General features: G+C 34.3%; 19 protein-coding genes. 6 read left to right on the top strand and 13 right to left on the bottom strand.

Annotated elements, in window-relative coordinates; translation table 11 throughout:
• Window positions 1–22: 22 nt before the first annotated feature.
• The 11 genes from trpD to ASE21_RS02385 form a co-directional block, all read right to left on the bottom strand.
• Window positions 23–1,015 carry an anthranilate phosphoribosyltransferase gene (gene trpD, locus ASE21_RS02435; RefSeq protein WP_057120968.1) on the bottom strand — a complete coding sequence of 331 codons (993 nt, stop codon included), beginning with the start codon at window positions 1,013–1,015 and terminating at the stop codon, window positions 23–25.
• A 111-nt stretch (window positions 1,016–1,126) separates the two neighbouring features.
• Complete coding sequence (locus ASE21_RS02430; protein ID WP_057120966.1) at window positions 1,127–1,693, bottom strand: anthranilate synthase component II; 567 nt, start codon at window positions 1,691–1,693, stop codon at window positions 1,127–1,129.
• Between the two features lie 94 nt (window positions 1,694–1,787).
• Window positions 1,788–2,231 (bottom strand): hypothetical protein, encoded by a 444-nt coding sequence (locus ASE21_RS02425; RefSeq protein ID WP_057120965.1) that lies wholly within the window; start codon window positions 2,229–2,231, stop codon window positions 1,788–1,790.
• Window positions 2,232–2,428: 197 nt separating this feature from the next.
• The gene (locus tag ASE21_RS02420; RefSeq protein ID WP_057120963.1) at window positions 2,429–3,829 is read right to left on the bottom strand and encodes an anthranilate synthase component I family protein; all 1,401 of its coding nucleotides are present in this window, start codon (window positions 3,827–3,829) and stop codon (window positions 2,429–2,431) included.
• Window positions 3,830–4,130: 301 nt separating this feature from the next.
• A complete protein-coding gene (locus ASE21_RS02415; protein ID WP_057120961.1) occupies window positions 4,131–5,408 on the bottom strand; it encodes a hypothetical protein in 1,278 nt (425 codons plus the stop codon).
• A gap of 214 nt (window positions 5,409–5,622) precedes the next feature.
• Window positions 5,623–6,189, bottom strand: a complete 567-nt coding sequence (locus ASE21_RS02410) for a YceI family protein (protein WP_057120960.1) — start codon at window positions 6,187–6,189, stop codon at window positions 5,623–5,625.
• 33 nt (window positions 6,190–6,222) lie between these two features.
• The gene (locus ASE21_RS02405) at window positions 6,223–6,855 is read right to left on the bottom strand and encodes an NAD(P)H-dependent oxidoreductase (RefSeq protein ID WP_057120958.1); all 633 of its coding nucleotides are present in this window, start codon (window positions 6,853–6,855) and stop codon (window positions 6,223–6,225) included.
• Window positions 6,856–6,859: 4 nt separating this feature from the next.
• The gene (locus tag ASE21_RS02400) at window positions 6,860–7,321 is read right to left on the bottom strand and encodes a MarR family winged helix-turn-helix transcriptional regulator (RefSeq protein ID WP_057120957.1); all 462 of its coding nucleotides are present in this window, start codon (window positions 7,319–7,321) and stop codon (window positions 6,860–6,862) included.
• Window positions 7,322–7,608: 287 nt separating this feature from the next.
• Window positions 7,609–8,088 (bottom strand): DUF6691 family protein, encoded by a 480-nt coding sequence (locus ASE21_RS02395; RefSeq protein ID WP_057120956.1) that lies wholly within the window; start codon window positions 8,086–8,088, stop codon window positions 7,609–7,611.
• A 10-nt stretch (window positions 8,089–8,098) separates the two neighbouring features.
• Window positions 8,099–8,662 carry a YeeE/YedE family protein gene (locus tag ASE21_RS02390; RefSeq protein WP_057120955.1) on the bottom strand — a complete coding sequence of 188 codons (564 nt, stop codon included), beginning with the start codon at window positions 8,660–8,662 and terminating at the stop codon, window positions 8,099–8,101.
• A gap of 99 nt (window positions 8,663–8,761) precedes the next feature.
• Window positions 8,762–10,177, bottom strand: coding sequence for an MBL fold metallo-hydrolase (locus ASE21_RS02385; RefSeq protein ID WP_057120954.1), 1,416 nt, complete (start codon window positions 10,175–10,177; stop codon window positions 8,762–8,764).
• A gap of 210 nt (window positions 10,178–10,387) precedes the next feature.
• Here ASE21_RS02385 and ASE21_RS02380 point away from each other — a divergent pair, with 210 nt between their 5' ends.
• The 5 genes from ASE21_RS02380 to ASE21_RS02360 all read left to right on the top strand — a co-directional run bounded on the left by ASE21_RS02380 (window position 10,388) and on the right by ASE21_RS02360 (window position 14,796).
• The gene (locus ASE21_RS02380) at window positions 10,388–10,981 is read left to right on the top strand and encodes an HD domain-containing protein (RefSeq protein WP_057120953.1); all 594 of its coding nucleotides are present in this window, start codon (window positions 10,388–10,390) and stop codon (window positions 10,979–10,981) included.
• A gap of 361 nt (window positions 10,982–11,342) precedes the next feature.
• Window positions 11,343–12,689 (top strand): cytochrome ubiquinol oxidase subunit I, encoded by a 1,347-nt coding sequence (locus ASE21_RS02375; RefSeq protein WP_057121160.1) that lies wholly within the window; start codon window positions 11,343–11,345, stop codon window positions 12,687–12,689.
• Window positions 12,690–12,691: 2 nt separating this feature from the next.
• Window positions 12,692–13,768 carry a cytochrome d ubiquinol oxidase subunit II gene (gene cydB / locus ASE21_RS02370; RefSeq protein ID WP_057120952.1) on the top strand — a complete coding sequence of 359 codons (1,077 nt, stop codon included), beginning with the start codon at window positions 12,692–12,694 and terminating at the stop codon, window positions 13,766–13,768.
• A gap of 141 nt (window positions 13,769–13,909) precedes the next feature.
• On the top strand, window positions 13,910–14,359 hold the full coding sequence (locus ASE21_RS02365) for a Panacea domain-containing protein (RefSeq protein WP_057120951.1): 450 nt from the start codon (window positions 13,910–13,912) through the stop codon (window positions 14,357–14,359).
• Window positions 14,359–14,796, top strand: coding sequence for a hypothetical protein (locus ASE21_RS02360; RefSeq protein ID WP_057120950.1), 438 nt, complete (start codon window positions 14,359–14,361; stop codon window positions 14,794–14,796). Before ASE21_RS02365 ends, ASE21_RS02360 begins: the two co-directional genes overlap by 1 nt.
• A 43-nt stretch (window positions 14,797–14,839) precedes the next feature.
• Here the strand turns inward: ASE21_RS02360 and ASE21_RS02355 are convergent, their stop codons facing one another.
• Together ASE21_RS02355 and ASE21_RS02350 are read right to left on the bottom strand one after the other, a co-directional pair.
• On the bottom strand, window positions 14,840–15,631 hold the full coding sequence (locus ASE21_RS02355) for a sulfite exporter TauE/SafE family protein (RefSeq protein ID WP_057120949.1): 792 nt from the start codon (window positions 15,629–15,631) through the stop codon (window positions 14,840–14,842).
• Between the two features lie 250 nt (window positions 15,632–15,881).
• Window positions 15,882–16,508 carry a Crp/Fnr family transcriptional regulator gene (locus tag ASE21_RS02350; RefSeq protein WP_057120948.1) on the bottom strand — a complete coding sequence of 209 codons (627 nt, stop codon included), beginning with the start codon at window positions 16,506–16,508 and terminating at the stop codon, window positions 15,882–15,884.
• Between the two features lie 468 nt (window positions 16,509–16,976).
• Here ASE21_RS02350 and ASE21_RS02340 point away from each other — a divergent pair, with 468 nt between their 5' ends.
• Complete coding sequence (locus tag ASE21_RS02340; RefSeq protein ID WP_057120946.1) at window positions 16,977–17,288, top strand: rhodanese-like domain-containing protein; 312 nt, start codon at window positions 16,977–16,979, stop codon at window positions 17,286–17,288.
• Window positions 17,289–17,297 lie beyond the last annotated feature (9 nt).

Here is a 17,297-nt window from a genome sequence, read left to right as displayed (position 1 = left end):
CCGGCAACTTGAAACTAATTTTTTACCTGCTTAGTTCTTGTAATTTCTTAAGAGCTTCATATCCTTTTCCGGAGAATAAACTTTCTTTTGCCAGTTCAAATCCTTCTTGCGGAGAACATTTATTAACCGTTGCGATTGCCATTGCTGCATTGGCACAAACTACATTATTTTGCGCTTCATTTCCTTTTCCTGAAATAATATTGGTGAATATTTCTGCCGATTCTTCGATCGTTTTTCCTCCTTCAATTTCAGTTTGAGATAAAAGACGAACGCCAAAATCTTCTGGTTTCAGCATTCCTTCCATATTTGATGTTATCGTTTTTGTCGGACCTGTTAATGAGATTTCGTCATATCCGTCAAGCGAATGCAAAATGGTGAAATTGATATTGGTATTCTGATATAAATAAGCATACATTCGGGCTAATTCAAGATTGAATACTCCAACTAATTGATTTTGCGGAAATGATGGATTTACCATTGGACCCAGCATATTAAAGAAGGTTTTTACCGCTAATTCTTTACGAATTGGCCCAACGTTTTTCATGGCAGGGTGAAAAAGAGGCGCATGCAAAACACAAATTCCCGCCTGATCAATACATTTTTCTAAAAACGAAGGATCGCTGCTGAATTTAATTCCCATTTTTTCCATTACGTTGCTTGACCCGGAAATGGATGAAACGCCGTAATTTCCATGTTTTGCGACTTTAATTCCGGCTCCGGCCGAAACAAAAGAAGCCAAAGTCGAAATATTGAAAGTGTCTTTTCCGTCGCCGCCTGTTCCGCATAAATCGATTGTATTATAGGCTGATAAATCTACCCGAATACATAATTCTAATAAAGCTTCGCGAAAGCCCGAAAGTTCTTCAATTGTAATGCTTCGCATCATAAATACGGTCAAAAAAGCCGAAATCTGACTCGGATTGTACTGACCGCCTGAAATATTAATCAAAACGTTTTTTGCTTCTTCTTTAGAAAGCACTTCGTGATTGATTAATTTATTTAATATAGTTTTCATTTTTTTGTGATTCTAAGTTGCTAAGGTTCTGAGATTCTGAGTTTTACTGAGGCTGTAAGCTGAGACTGTAAGCTGAGACTGTAAACTGAGACTGTAAACTGAGACTGAATACTAGCTTTTTATCCAGTTTTCTAAAATCCTTTTTCCTTTTGGAGTCAAAACGCTTTCAGGGTGAAACTGAACGCCTCTAACATCATATTTTTTGTGTCTCAGGGACATAATTTGTCCGTTTTCATCAATTGATGTTGCTTCAAGAGCTTCGGGTAAATTGCTGTCAACAACCCACGAATGATATCTTCCAACTTCAAATTCATTACCTAAACCTTCAAATAGAATTTCGTCTGAAACTACAGTTTTTACATTGGTGGCAACGCCGTGGTACACTTTGTCAAGATTTGAAAGTGTTCCGCCAAACACTTCACCAATTGCCTGCTGTCCTAAACAAACACCAAGAATACTTTTCGTTGGGCCGTATTTTTCGATTACTGCTTTTAATAAACCAGCTTCATCAGGGATTCCAGGCCCTGGTGAAAGTAATATTTTATCAAAAGAAGCGATTTCATCAATATCAAATTCGTCGTTTCTGTAAACGGTTACTTCGCAGTTTAAATCTTCTAAATAGTGCACTAAATTATAAGTGAAACTATCGTAATTGTCTATAACTAATATTTTTTTCATTTTTTTTAAGTTTCTAAGATGCTAAGTTTCTAAGATGCTAAGTTTTCATTTTGACTGAATACTGAGACTGAGACTTAAAACTGATACAAAATTTTTATTTTTCTCGAACGTACTTTTCAGTAATGATTCGGTTGATTCCTAATTTTTCTACTTTTTCTACTCCTTTTTGAGTTAACGTGTCGTTTTTGATTTTTAACACAAACTCAAATTTTCCATTTTCCCATTGGCGGTTATTAAAATATTCGAGATTTTCAGTGTAAATACTATCCTTTAAAGTATATTTTCCGCCTCCGCCAAAAAACACGGCATTTGTTGAATCTTTGCCATTATTCAAGTCATGATTAAAAAAAGCAAAGTGTGTTTCATTTATAATTTTAATCATTTTTGTTTTTGGATTGAAGGTTGAAAACGTCGAATCTTTTTCTGTCGTTTCAGCTGATATAAGACGCCAGGTTCCTTCAAGGGAATTTTGTTTTTTCTCTGAATTACAAGATGTCATGCTAATGATTAAAACTAAAATTGATATTGCTTTTTTCATGGTTTTTATAATTTTATTCTTCTTTGTTAATTGTTTCTGGTTTTTTACCAATCTTTGTTTCCAATGGTTGAAACCATTGGCTATGTTTACATAACATTCCGCTTATAAATGCTTTTCAAATATTGCCCGAGGTTTCAACCTCTGAAGACAATCATTGATCATTCCGTTTCACTGCGACTGAAAACTGTGACTGTTTACTAAATTTTTTCTGCCATTTCCAGCGCTGTATTTAACGCTCTTAATTTATTGTAAACTTCCTGCATTTCACTTTCTTCGTCAGAACTTGCTACGATTCCCGCTCCGGCCTGATAATGCAGTTGATGATTTTTACTCAGGAAAGTTCGAATCATAATGGCGTGGTTAAAATTTCCTTCAAAATCCATGAAACCGATAGCGCCTCCGTAGAAATTACGATTTGTTTTTTCATAATCTTCTATTAATTGCATTGCCCTGTGTTTTGGTGCGCCGCTCAAAGTTCCGGCCGGAAAGGTATCAGCAACAACCTGCATTGTGGTTGCTTTGTCATGTAAATGTCCGGTTACTTTTGAAACCAGGTGGATTACGTGAGAGAAAAACTGAACTTCTCTGTATTTCTCCACATTTACATCGTGACCATTTCGGCTTAAATCGTTTCTGGCCAAATCTACTAACATTACGTGTTCGCTGTTTTCTTTTTTATCTTCAGAAAGTTCTTTGGCCAAAAGCGCGTCACGTTCGTCATTTCCAGTTCTTTTAAAAGTTCCGGCAATTGGGTGGATTTCTGCCTTTCTGTTTTTTACAATAATTTGTGCTTCGGGCGAAGACCCAAATATTTTAAAATCTCCATAGTCAAAAAAGAATAGGTAAGGAGAAGGATTTATGCTTCTTAAAGCTCTGTAAACATTAAATTCGTCACCTTTAAAACCTTGTGTAAAACGACGTGAAAGTACTAATTGAAAAACGTCTCCGCGAAAACAGTGTTTTTTTGCTAAGGCAACATTATGTTTAAATTCTTCGTCGGTTAAGTTGGAGAAACCTTCGCCTTCTTTTGAAAATTTATACGAAGCGATATTTCTGGATTGTAGTAATTGTTCAATTTCGGCAATATTATTTTTTCCGTCAACACTGTGGCAAAAAATGTAAGCTTCATTTTTAAAGTGATTAATTGCGATGATGTTTTGATAAACCGCATAAAAAACATCTGGAATTGAAGTTGCATTGTCTTTTTTTGCAATCGAAACTTTCTCAAAATAACGAACGGCGTCGTAAGAAATATATCCGAACAATCCGTTATTGATAAATTTAAAATCGTTCTTTTCTGATTGAAATTTACTTGAAAATTCCTGAATTACTTCTGGAATGTTAGTCAGATTATCAATTTTATTTTGTTCTGAAGTTCCGTCAGGGAAAGTTTTTGAAATAACTTCATTTTCAATTTTTATCGTAGCAATTGGGTTGCAGCAGATGTAAGAGAAACTATTGTCATTTCCATGATAATCACTACTTTCTAATAACAGACTATTTGGAAATTTATCTCTTATTTTAAAATATATACTTACCGGCGTAATCGTATCTGCCAGAATTTGTTTGTAATGTGTGTTGAGTATAAAAGGTTTCAAAGTATGTTGTTTTTAGTTTTTAATATATTTTTTTCTTCTAAAGTTCCGGCCAAAAAAAAAGGCTTGTCGTGATGACAAGCCTTTTATATTTATAGTTTTGAAAATACCATAGGAAGCTTCGTTCACGACGTTTGACGTAAATTCTTCCACCACCAAGTATTGTTCATTATTGTTCTCATATCTTATTTTGTTGCGACAAAGATATAAATGTAATTTGAATTAGAATACATAAAATCTCAAAAAAAACTTTTCTAAATTTTGAAATTTGTTAAATTTTAGAATCTAAACGGGTTCTAAAAGCTTAATTTCCAATTGCAATTGTATTGTTTACATTAGCTCTAAAATCCGGATTTCCTTTAATGTTAGGCGTTGTAAACAATTCATTATTTTTCCATTTTGAATATTCTATACCAGAATTTGGATTGTAATAATTTTGAATTGTTTCATTTGAGCTTGATGATTCACTGGTAATTCCGCCGTTGCAGTTATTTACAATTATGTTTTTAAAACTCAATTTAGCCAGATTTTCGTTTCCGTTTCCAATGTTTGATTCTAATAAAACAAAAGGTGAAAACCCTGAAACAATTGCATTGCTTAAGTTGAAATAAGTGTTTTCTCTAACAAAAACAGATTCTCTTACTAATCCCTGATTGTTTTCTTCCAAATTAACCAAAGTAATATTGCTGGCATTGATTTTAGTCATTTTCTTGCTCATATCCGTGTTTTGAATTTTATCGTATGAGTCTACTTCAAAACATCTTGAACCTGAGATATCTGATGAAAAAGGATGACGGACAGCAATACTGTTATTAATGTTGATTTGTGCGCCTTGCGTAAAATCAAAATCATCATCAGTAGTTCTGTAAGAAATCAGGTTACTCATATTCAAATCGCCGCCATAACATTCAAAAGAATCGTCGTTTGAAAAACTGATCTGAATATTATTTAAAACAGTTTTTCTTCCAACTCCGGCTAAGGAAAGTCCGTTAAGTTCTTTTTCAGCGCTCAGTTTTCTTCCTGCAAATTCAATTCTTACGTATTTTAAAATTCCCGAATTGTCTTCGGCATCCTGACCTCCGTAATGATTTAATATTGGGTCTAAGGTAAAAGGAAGCGTATGAAGTCCTCCAAGAGAATTAATTGGAGCTTTTCCTAAAATGATAATTCCGCCCCAGTCACCCGGACGTCTGTCTGCAATTTCTTTGTTTGAAGTAAAAACAATTGGATCTGTTTCTAAACCTTCGGCAACAATTTTTGCGCCATTTGTAACAACGAGAGTCCCACAGGTTTTATCGTCGCCTCTTATTATAGTTCCGGGTTCAATAGTTAAAGTTGCATTATTGGTTACATAAACAATTCCAACCAGCTGATAAGTATTGCGTTTTACTAATCTCGTGTCTTTGTCAATAGTTCCTGCAATTATGTTGGTCGCTTCGCTGTATTCTATTTTAGACGGATTAAAATTGGTCCAGTTGTTCATCCAGTTATTAGTTCCGATAATTCCTTTTGCCTGCTGCTGAGCTTGTAGAAAAAAAGTGCTTAGAAGTGTAATAATTATAACACGTATTTTTGTTTTCATAACTATAATTTTAATTTCTAGTTTTTGATTTTTTATTTCCTCAAAATTAGACCCCGAATGTTAATCAATACAGGGATAGTTATTATGAAAGCGTTATTTTATGGTTAAGAATGTTATGTTTGTGAAAAGAAATATTAAAAAGAAATAAAAAAGAAAAACCCCAATAGAATCAACTATTGGGGTTTTTGTTATATAGGAATTAGTAAGCCTGAAATTAGAATTTTAAAGCTACAGTTAATTCAAATTCGTCATTGATAGTTTTGTCTCCTAAACCTTCGAAGAAACTTCCAGAACCATATTTAATATCATATTTAGTTCTGTCAACTTTAAATGCAGTTGTAGCAGTGTTCCCTTTTACAGTAATGTCAAAAGTTACTGGTTTAGTGATTCCTTTGATAGTTAAATCAGCAGTTACTGTGTAAACATCAGCAGATTTAGCACCAATAGTTTTGAAAACTAATTTTGAAGTTGGGTATTTGTCAGTTCCAAAGAAATCGTCAGCTTTTAAGTGACCGTTTAATTTACCTTGGTATTCTCCGGTTAAATCTGTAGAAGTTAATGAAGTCATGTCAACTGTGAAGCTTCCTCCAACTAATTTTTTTCCTTTGAAAACTACAGCACCTTCTTTAAAGTTTACAGTTCCAGAGTGTTCTCCTGTTACTTTTTTACCTACCCATTTAATAGTAGAAGCTTTTACGTCGATTTTTTTAGTTTGTGCGTTTACTGAAATACCAGCAGCTGCTACGAATAATGCAATTGCAATTGTTTTTAAATTTTTCATGTTGTTAAAATTGAATTTGATTAATAATAATTATTATATAGTGATAAATAATTCCTCGTGAGATTTTCTAACTTTTTTGTAGTGCTGAGCGTCGTCCTCATCATGTCTGTAACCTACAGCAGCAATCACTGCAGCGTTTAATCCTAGTTTATCTAATCCTAAGATTTTATTGAATTCTGCTGCATTGAAACCTTCCATAGGAGTAGCATCAATTTTTAATTCAGAAGCAGCAGCTAATAATGTTCCTAAAGCGATATAAGTTTGTTTTGCTGTCCAGATGTTTTTAGCTTCTTGTGATAAATTTGAAATCACACCATTCATCATATCTGCAAATCCGCTTAATGCTTCAACAGGAATATTTCTTGTTTCGCTGATATTCTTAATGTATGCCGCTACAGATTCTGTGCCAGCATTTAAATCATTTGCAAAAACAAAGATTTGAGAAGCATCTGTAAGCTGTGTTTGTCCATAAGCAGCAGCTTTTAATTGCTCTCTGATTTCCGGATTTTCTACAACCAGAACTCGGTATGGCTGTAATCCATATGATGAAGCTGCTAATCTAACTGCCTCTTTTATAGTATTTAAATCTGCTGAAGATATTTTTTTTGATGCATCGTATTTTTTAGTTGCATATCTCCAGTTTAAATTCTCTAATAATGTGCTCATAATATTAATTTTGTTGGGTTCGGTATTTTTCTAATAATTCATTTAATAATTCTAATTCTTCCGGACTTATATTATTGGCAAACAAACGTTCGTGCTCATCTACCTTTGGGTCTAATTCTTTTAGAACGTCTAATCCTTTCTGCGTAATCAAAACTTCAATTTTACGTCTGTTTCCGGGGCATACATTTCTTGTAACAAAATCTTTTAATAATAATTTGTCAACTAATCTGGTGGTGTTGCTGGTTTTTGCCAGCATACGTTCCTGTATCACACACATATTAGCAGGTTTTCCTTTTTGTCCTCTTAATATACGCAGCACATTGTATTGTTCTCCAGATAAATCATACGGTTTTATTATTTCGTTGAAATGATCCTGAATCACATTTTGTGTGTACATAATGTTCAGAATAACTTTTTTCGCATTATCCATCTTAACTGTACTCTTAATAACCTCTTCAATTGTCATAGTCGTAAGTGTATAATTTGTATATACAAATGTATAACTTTTAATAGTTGTATATACAAGTGTCGTGTTAAATTTTTGTTAATACAAAAGTGGTGCTGTAAGATTGGTTTTTAAAGTAAAATAAATGTAAGTAAATTTATTTTGTAAAAAACTGATTTATTGATATTTAACTATTTGGTAAAATGTAGGATCTAAATTTAGATGAAAAAATAAATCCAACAGGTTTCAAAACCTGCTGGGTTTTATTGGATCAACGTGAAACTTGAAACAAAAATCTGAATCAAATTTTAATGAGGTAGTTTATCTTTAAAGAAACCATAAACCCAGGTTCCGGCAATGGCACTTACTAAAGTTACAACGATCACAGTTGCTCCGGTTCCTATTTGAGCAAAAAGCGGACCCGGGCAAGCTCCTGTAATTGCCCATCCAAAACCAAATAACAATCCGCCGTAAATTTGGCCTTTGCTGAAAGTCTTTGGCTGAATTTCGATTTTTTCGCCCTGAATAGTTTTGATATTAAATTTTTTAATAATAAAAACAGATAAAACGCCAACAACAACTGCACTTCCAATTACGCCATACATAAAGAACGACTGCAGATGAAACATTTCCTGAATACGAAACCAGCTGATAATTTCTGCTTTTACGAATATAATCCCGAAAAAGATCCCAACAATTAAATACTTAAGATTGGAAAATCCCGAATCTTTAATCTGGCTTGCGTTGATTCCTTCTGTATCTGTGTTTTTATTTTCTAAATTGTTCATTTTTGAAATTTTAAAGTGAAAGAATATAAGGAAGAATCAAAAGAGACATTATAAATCCGCCAATCATAAAACAGATTGTAGCAACTAATGAAGGCCATTGTAAGTTTGATAATCCCATAATGGCATGTCCGCTTGTACAGCCGCCCGCGTAACGCGTTCCAAAACCTACTAAAAATCCGCCAACAACAATCATGATAAATCCGCGAAGTGTTAATAAACTTTCCCATGAAAATAACTGCGCCGGAACTAAACCGGAATGATCTGTAATTCCGTATGACGCTAATTGCTCTGAAAGTTGTGGTGTAATTTGAACTTCATTTGGATTCGATAAAAAATAAGCCGCAATAACTCCTCCCAGGAATATTCCCAAAACAAAGAATAAATTCCAGCTTTCTTTTTTCCAGTCGTATTTAAAAAATGAAATATTCGAAGGGATACAAGCCGCGCAAATATGACGAAGCGAAGAACTAATCCCGAAAGATTTATTTCCGATAATTAATAAAATAGGAACAGTTAATCCGATTAGCGGCCCCGAAACGTACCAAGGCCAAGGTTCTTTAATTATTTCCAGCATTTTTTTAAGGTTCTAAGTTGCTAAGATTCTAAGAGACTAAGATGGTAAAGGCTAAAAAAAACTTAGAACCTCAGGATCTTAGTAACTCAGTATCTTAAATTATTTTAATACTTTACTCTGACAAACAAAATCTGATTTTGGAATTTCAGTTTTTGCGATAGCTCCAAAACCACCGTCAATTTCGCTAAAATTTCTGAAACCGCGAGCCTGTAAAATTGAAGCAGCGATCATACTTCGGTAACCACCGGCACAATGCAGATAAAAATGTTCATTTGAATCAATATCTTTTACCCATTCGTTAATATAGGCAAGAGGCTTGCTGTAGGCATCTTCAATATGTTCTGCCTCATATTCTGTTTCTTTACGGATATCAATAACTTTATCTTCGCCAAATTTAAATTCGTTTGCAAATTGTTCTGCAGAGATTCGGTTTACGGTATCAATTTCAAAACCTGCTTTTTTCCAGGCTTCAAATCCGCCTTCAAGATGTCCAACAATTGAATCAAAACCCACACGGCTTAAACGTGTTACGGTTTCTTCTTCAAGACCATTTTCGGTCACTAAGATAATAGGCTGTCTTACATCACCAACGAGTGTTCCAACCCACGGTGCAAAATCACCATTGATTCCTATATTAATTGATTGTGGAATAAATCCTTTTGCAAAATCGCCGCTTTTTCGGGTATCTAAAATTAAAGCTCCTGTTTCTTCGGCGACAGCCTCAAATTCTTCTGCTTTTATGGTTTTCATTCCATTATGCAAAACCGTTTCAAAGCTTTCGTAACCTTTTTTGTTCATGGCGACATTCATGCTGAAATAAGCAGGAGGAGGAAGTAATCCATCAGTTACTTCTTTTATAAATTCAGCTTCGGTCATATTGGCACGCAGAGCATAATTTGAAGCTTTTTGGTTTCCAATAGTCGAAACAGTTTCTTTGCTCATGTTTTTTCCGCAGGCGCTTCCGGCTCCGTGCGCTGGATAAACGATTACATCATCGGCAAGAGTCATGATTTTATTTCTTAACGAATGATATAAAGTTGCAGCCAGTTGATCTTGTGTCATTCCTGCCGCTTTTTGAGCTAAATCAGGACGACCGACATCTCCAATAAATAAAGTGTCTCCAGAAAAAATAGCATGATCTTTTCCGTCTTTGTCAATCAATAAGTAAGTTGTACTTTCTAATGTGTGGCCGGGAGTATGAAGAGCTTTTATGGTAACGTTTCCAATTTTAAATTCCTGTCCGTCTTTTGCAGAAATGCATTCAAATTCACAGGCAGCATTTGGTCCGTAAACAATTGGAGCCTGAGTTTCTTTGCTTAAATCAATATGGCCCGAAACAAAATCGGCATGAAAATGTGTTTCAAAAATATATTTTAGTTTAACATTGTCACGTTTCAGGCGATCCAGGTAAGGCTGTATTTCTCTAAGCGGATCAATAATCGCCGCTTCTCCGTTTGAAGTTATATAGTATGCACCTTGTGCAAGGCATCCGGTGTAAATTTGTTCTATTTTCATGATATGTTTTGAAAAATAATGGGAATACAAAGATAACTTTGTTTTCTATTAAAATAGGTGACTTATGTTACAGAAATTTGATTTTTGTGTAAAAAGGAAAGGTTATTTTATCATACGGTGTTATATTCATTAATTTAAACCCGCGCAATTAAGCTTTAACTTCTAATTTTGCATATGACAAATATCATTTTAAAATATATACAGTGAAAGATGAAGACAGAAGATTTATTGAATCAGATTGCTTTTATAAAAGAAATTGATAAAGTAAAATATATTCAGCGTAAAACCAAGCTGTTTAATAGCGACAGATGTGAAAATGATGCTGAACACAGCTGGCATTTAGCTTTAATGGCGGTCGTTTTGGCAGAACATTCAAATGAGCCAATCGATGTACTGAAAGTTGTAAAAATGGTTTTGATACATGATATTGTAGAAATCGACGCCGGCGATGTTTTTATGTATGATACTATAAAAAATCATTCTAATACCGATGAAGAACGATTGGCAGCAAATAGAATTTTTGGTTTGCTCCCAAAAAATCAGGCAGACGAATTTATTTCGATTTGGGAGGAATTTGAAGCAGGAGAAACCAACGAAGCCAAATTTGCAAGATCTATGGACAGATTAGAACCTTTATTGCAAAATACTTCAAACAACGGCGGAACGTGGAAAGAGTTTGATGTGAAGTACGACAAAGTCTACGAAAAGAAAAGCGTTATAAAAGAAGGTTCAAAATCGATATGGAATTACGCCGAGAATTTAATTAATGAAAGCGTTGAAAAAGGGATTTTGAAGAAAGAATAAAATAACGAATGTATCCAAGGTTGAAACCTCGGGCTATATTTAAAGAAGCAATATCAAACATAGCCAATGGTTTCAACCATTGGTACACAAAGAATATAAGACATAGTTTGTCATTTCGACGAAGGAGAAATCTTCATAAGTAACTCCGCAATGAGAATCCAATCTTTGTCGAGCTTCTTGCGGAGATTTCTCCTTCGTCGAAATGACAAACTTGCTACAAAAACTAAAATGAGTTTACATCACTTATATGGTTTAAAAATAACTTATATGGTTCAAAATTTTAAAAATAAACTTTTTTTAAAGGCATGAATTTCGGGTTGTAATGGTTAAATTTGTGGAACTTCATAAACAAATTACCATTATGGAAGAAATGCTCTTTTATGACCGAATGCAGTTTGCCTTCACCATTACTTTTCATTATCTTTTTCCACAGCTTACAATGGGTCTTTCGCTCATAATTGTTTACTTCAAATGGAAATATTTAAAAACGAAAGACGAACAATACAATCATGCCACTCATTTCTGGATGAAAATCTTCGCTCTCAATTTTGCAATGGGCGTGGTAACCGGAATTCCGATGGAATTTCAATTCGGGACCAACTGGGCAAAATTCTCAGAATTAACAGGCGGAATTATTGGGCAGACTCTTGCCATGGAAGGAATGTTTTCTTTCTTTCTCGAATCTTCATTTTTAGGAATATTTTTATTTGGAGAAAAACTCCTCGGACATAAATGGCATTTTGTAACCGGATTATTGATTTGCATTGGTTCCTGGGCCAGCGGATTTTTAATCATCGCAACACATTCGTGGATGCAGAATCCTGTTGGTTATGAAATTCTCGAAAACGGAAAATTTGTACTCAATAATTTTCAGGCTTTATTTTTAAATCCTTGGCTTTGGCCTTCTTATCTGCACAATCAGGCCGCTTCTTTGGTAACAAGTTCCTTTGTTGTAGCCGGAATTGGCGCTTTTTACATTTTGAGTAAGAAGAATATTTTATTTGGGAGATTGTTCCTTAAAACAGGAGTTGTTTTTGGGTTGATTTCGAGTATTGTGGTGGCAGTTCCAACGGGAGATTTGCTGGCCAAAAATGTCGTGAAATATCAGCCTGTAACTTTTGCAGGAATGGAAGGTATTTTTCATACCGAAAAAAGAGGATCTGAAATTGTTTTAATCGGTCAGCCCGATGTAAAAGATAAAAAACTGGATAATAAAATCGCCGTTCCCAATATTTTGAGTTTCCTGACTTACGGAAACTGGGATCAGGAAATTAAAGGTTTAGATCAGTTTGAAGAAGACCTTCATCCAACCAATATTTCGGGATTGTATTATGCGTATCACATTATGGTGGGACTCGGAACCGTATTTATTGGATTAATGGTTGTTTCACTTTTTCAATTAATCAGAGGAAAATTGTTTCAGACCAAATGGATTTTATGGTCGCTTATGTTTATGATGCCGTTTCCTTACATTGCCAATACAACAGGCTGGTACACGGCCGAATTAGGAAGACAGCCCTGGCTGGTTTATAATTTACTGCGAACTGCTTCCGGAGCTTCGCCAACAGTTTCTTCCGGAAATACATTATTTACATTACTTGGTTTTATTGGCTTATACCTTTTACTCGGAATGTTGTTTTTGCTTTTGATTGGGAAAATTATCAATAAAGGGCCACATCATGTGGAGCTTTCAACAGAAAAAATATAAATATGGAATTTTTTTGGTACATCGTTTTAATGGGAATTCTGGCTGTTTATCTGGTTTTAGACGGCTATGATTTTGGTGCAGGAATTATTCATTTATTTTTTGCCGATACAGAAAGAGATAAAAAAGTAATTACAAATTCAATCGGCCCTTTTTGGGATGCTAATGAAGTTTGGCTGATTGCGGCGGGAGGTGTTTTGTTTTTTGCTTTTCCTACTTTGTATGCTTCGTCTTTCAGCGGATTTTACCTGCCTTTGATTATGATTTTATGGCTTTTGATTTTCCGTGCGATCGGACTGGAAATGCGCGGGCAGATTCACCACCACATGTGGGAAACAATTTGGGACAAAGCTTTCGGGATTGCGAGTCTGCTTTTGGCACTTTTCTTTGGAATTGCTTTAGGAAATATTGTTCGCGGTGTAAATCTAGGAATGGTTCAAAACGGCGTTTCAACTCAAGAAGCACATTATTTTTTTCTGCCTTTGTGGAATCCAACTTTTAGTCCGCAGGCCAATGAATTGGGAATTATCGATTGGTTTACACTTTTCTTAGGTATTGTAAGCGTTGTAGCATTGACGATTCACGGAGCAAACTGGATTATTTATAAAACAAATTCATCTTTAAATCCAAAACTAAAAAATGTAGTTTTTGTATTGAATATTGTTCTTTTGGTTTTGGTTTGTATTTCACTGCAGGTTTGGCATTTTATTGAGCCAAAACCGTTTCATAATTTTGTAGAAAATCCAATTCTTTGGTTTTTTCCGCTTTTGACTTTTATTGGAATTTTAGGTTTATTTAAAGTCCGTTCTTTTCAAAAAGACGGTTACGGATTTATGTTTTCGACTTTCTTCTTAGTGGGCGGATTTGCTTCGACAGCTGTTTCTATTTTTCCGAATGTTCTGCCTTCAACTAACAAAGTAAATCCGTCGTTAACGATCTACAATACAGCTGCTCACGAATATGGATTAAACGCCGGATTAAGCTGGTTTTTTGTGGCTTTGTTTCTGGTAATTGTTTATTTTATTATTCAATATCGCGTTTTTAGTGGTAAAATGGATGATGTTGGGTATGGGGAACATTGATTTTTTTAGCCACTATAAACTTTTTATTCTAAAATCATTTCGTCTTCCCAATTAAGTTCCCATAATATAATTTTTACAAATATTGTATTTGACTTGCTTTTTATTAGCTTTGTTATAGAGAAATAATTAAAATTTTTGAAAATGTATAATTGTTTTGACATTGCGAAATACTTCATAGAATTGGCACAAGCAGAAGGGCAGGGACTTGATCCGATGAAATTGCTAAAGCTTACTTATATTTCTGATGGATGGCATTTGGGAATTACCGGAAAGCCGCTTTTTGATAATGAAATTCAGGCCTGGAAATACGGGGCGGTTATTCCGGATTTGTATTATGCCATACGCATGTTCGGGAAAGATCCGGTTGATCCGTTTTTACTGAATCTTTCTGCTAAAACGCCGTTAAAGGAGGAGGATAAAGAATTCCTTAAAAAAATCTGGGATAATTATAAAGGTTTAACAGGACTGCAGCTTTCAGCCCTTACACATGAAGAAGGAAGTCCGTGGTCGCAAACCTGGGACGGAACGCATGATGTGGTAATTGGAAATGATTTAATTAAAGAATTTTATCAGAAAAAATTGAATAGTTAATGAAAAAGACTTTAGCAGAAAAATTACCGGAAAGTGCTTTAGGAAATGATATTATTAATGTTCCAAAAGATGTAACGAAAGAAGCAGAAAAAGAAGATCATCTGATGAGACCTTATGATCCTAAAAGCCATTCCGAATATATTGAATTAAAGCGATTTGAAATCGAGCAGGCCAATGAAAGTCTGGAGCGAAAACTGAGACAGGAAAATGCTAAAAAAGCTTTTGTTTTTTCGTCAAGATGGGCGATTTTTATTGCTCTGGTAATTTTGCTCCACGGAGCCGGCGCATCTTATAAATTCTTTATTTTATCACAAACAGAATTTTTATTTGTTGTGGGAACTTTAACGACTTCCATTTTTACTTTTTATACTTTGGTTTTGAGGTATTTATTTTACAGAAAACCAAATTCTAAAACTACCGAGAAAAAGACATTATAAAAGTTTCATCTTTGTCAAAGTTTGAAACTTTGACAAAGATTTTCTACAAGTGAAACAAAACTTCTTTTGCAATAATATAAAATCCCATTACGAGAACAAACCACCCAAAAAGCGGTTTTAATTTACTTCCGTCGATTTTTTTAGAAAGTTGGCTTCCAATCAGCATTCCTAAAAGAGCCATTACCGAAATGCCTGATAAAAAAGAATAATCAATTGGAGTTCCAATGTATAAATCACCGCCAAAACCAATGGAAGAATTAATCGTAATGATTAATAATGAAGTCCCAACGGCTTGTTTCATTGGCAATTTAGCAAAAAACAAAAGTGCAGGAATAATTAAAAATCCGCCGCCGGCACCCAGAAATCCGGTTACAATTCCAACCAAAAAACCAATAAAACTTAATTGTACATAATTGGTTTCGGAACTTTTTATCTCTGTGAGGTTTTTTCGAATCATTGAAATTGCCGCTGTTATCATCAAAACTGAAAATACAATCATAATCAGAAAATCTTTTGAAATGGTATAAGAGGCAATTGAAAAAAGAGTCGCCGCAATTTGTGGAAATATAACTTCGCGAATGATAAGAATTGAAATCACAGAAGGAATCGCAAAATATAAAGCCGATTTTAGTTTAAGATTTCCCATCTTATAATGACTATAACTGCCAAATAATGCGGTTAATCCAACAATAAATAAGGAATAAGAAGTAGCCTGGTCCGGATTTACTTTAAAAAGGTAAACCAGAATAGGAATAGTCAGAATAGATCCGCCGCCGCCAATTAAGCCCAGTGAAATCCCAATTATAATAGAAGCAAAATATCCGAAATATTCCATTGCAGTGTTTTTATGCAAATTTGCTTCGGAAATTAGAAATGTACAGTAACATTTATCACAGAATATGTTTTTTCTTTTTTGACTCTGGGTTTTTTGCCCACAGGTTTTACAGATGAAACGGATTGTCACTGATGTTTTTGTCACATTGAGCGAAGTCGAAATGCTTTTTGGATTCTCACTTTGCTTGAACGGACACTTGTATAATTAATCAGAGAAAGTCCGTTTCATCTGTAAAACCCGTGGGCAGTTATTACTTTAAAAGTTCAATCTGGTTTCGGTTGAGTTTAACCAAACCACGCTGTTCCATTTTCTTTAATAATCTGGAAACAACTTCTCTTGATGTATTTAATTCGGTTGCGATTTCCTGATGCGAAAGATTCACTTCAGAACAGCCGCAGGCATCAGAATGTCTTTTTAAATAAAATTCCAAACGCTCATCCATAGAACGGAATGCAATATTGTCTACCACTTCGAGTACTTCTTCAAAACGGCTTCGGTAGGTTTCAATTACAAATTCGTACCAGGATCGGTGTTCCATCATCCATTTGTCCATCATTTGCAGCGGAATCATCATTACCGACACATCTTCGACAACTTTTGCCATGATTTGGCTTTTTTCGCTTTTTGCCGTACAGATCATTGAGATTGCGCAGGCTTGTCCGGGCTGCAGATAATACATTAAAAACTCGCCGCCATCTTCGCCTTCACGGTAAATTTTAATTTTTCCTTTGGTTATCAAAACGGTATTTTTAATATACTGCCCGGTACGCATTAAAATTGTTCCGGCTTTAAAATCCTGATGGCTTCCATTTTCTTCGATGGTGGCGATGAGTTCACTTGAGAAATTTGGAAAGATGTTTTTTAATGAATTTTGCATTGATTATATTTTTTTGCCCCGAATTGCACAAATTTTTACAAATTGATTTAGTAATTATTTTTGAATTGATAGCGGACGTTTTGAAATATTTAGATGTCTTTCTCTGTGTTGAAAATTATTTTTTCGGCTCCAATTTTACAAAATTTCAAAAATTAATTTGTGAAAATTAGTGTAATTCATGGTGAATACTTTTATCAAAAAGAGATTAAAAATTATAATTTTTTACAAAGATAACAGATTCAAGTGGCAATAATTGTCAGAAAACTATATTTAAGAGCATTTAATCGAAATGAAAAAATCCTATTTTCCATCGATTTTGTAGACTGAATTTTTAAAAATAGTAAGTAAATTTGTAATTCACTGATTATAATACTTTCTCTAAAACGTTTTCTGAGAATAATAATCGAAATCGCATTTAGAACGTTTTTAATTAATAGAAACGTCGTAATTTTACAAAAAACACATATTATGAATTTATCACAAGAAGATTGGGTTAACCAGCTGGCTGCTGACGAGAATGCAGTTATACTGGACGTAAGAACTGAAGACGAATTTAATGATGGCTATATTGAAAATGCTGTAAACATTGACATCAATAAAGGTCAGGGTTTTATTTATGAAATCGAAGAATTAGATAAAAATAAAAACTACTACGTGTATTGTCGTTCTGGAGCCAGAAGTGCAAAAGCATGTCAGATTATGAATGAGTTAGGTATCGAAAATGCCTATAATCTGCTTGGTGGAATCCTGGACTGGGAAGGCGAAACCGTACAACCATAAAAATGAAGA

Source organism: Flavobacterium sp. Root901 (genome assembly GCF_001429765.1).
Classification (GTDB): Bacteria; Bacteroidota; Bacteroidia; order Flavobacteriales; family Flavobacteriaceae; genus Flavobacterium.
Note: the sequence above shows the minus strand (reverse complement) of the source record. Positions and strands in the feature narration are given on the sequence as shown.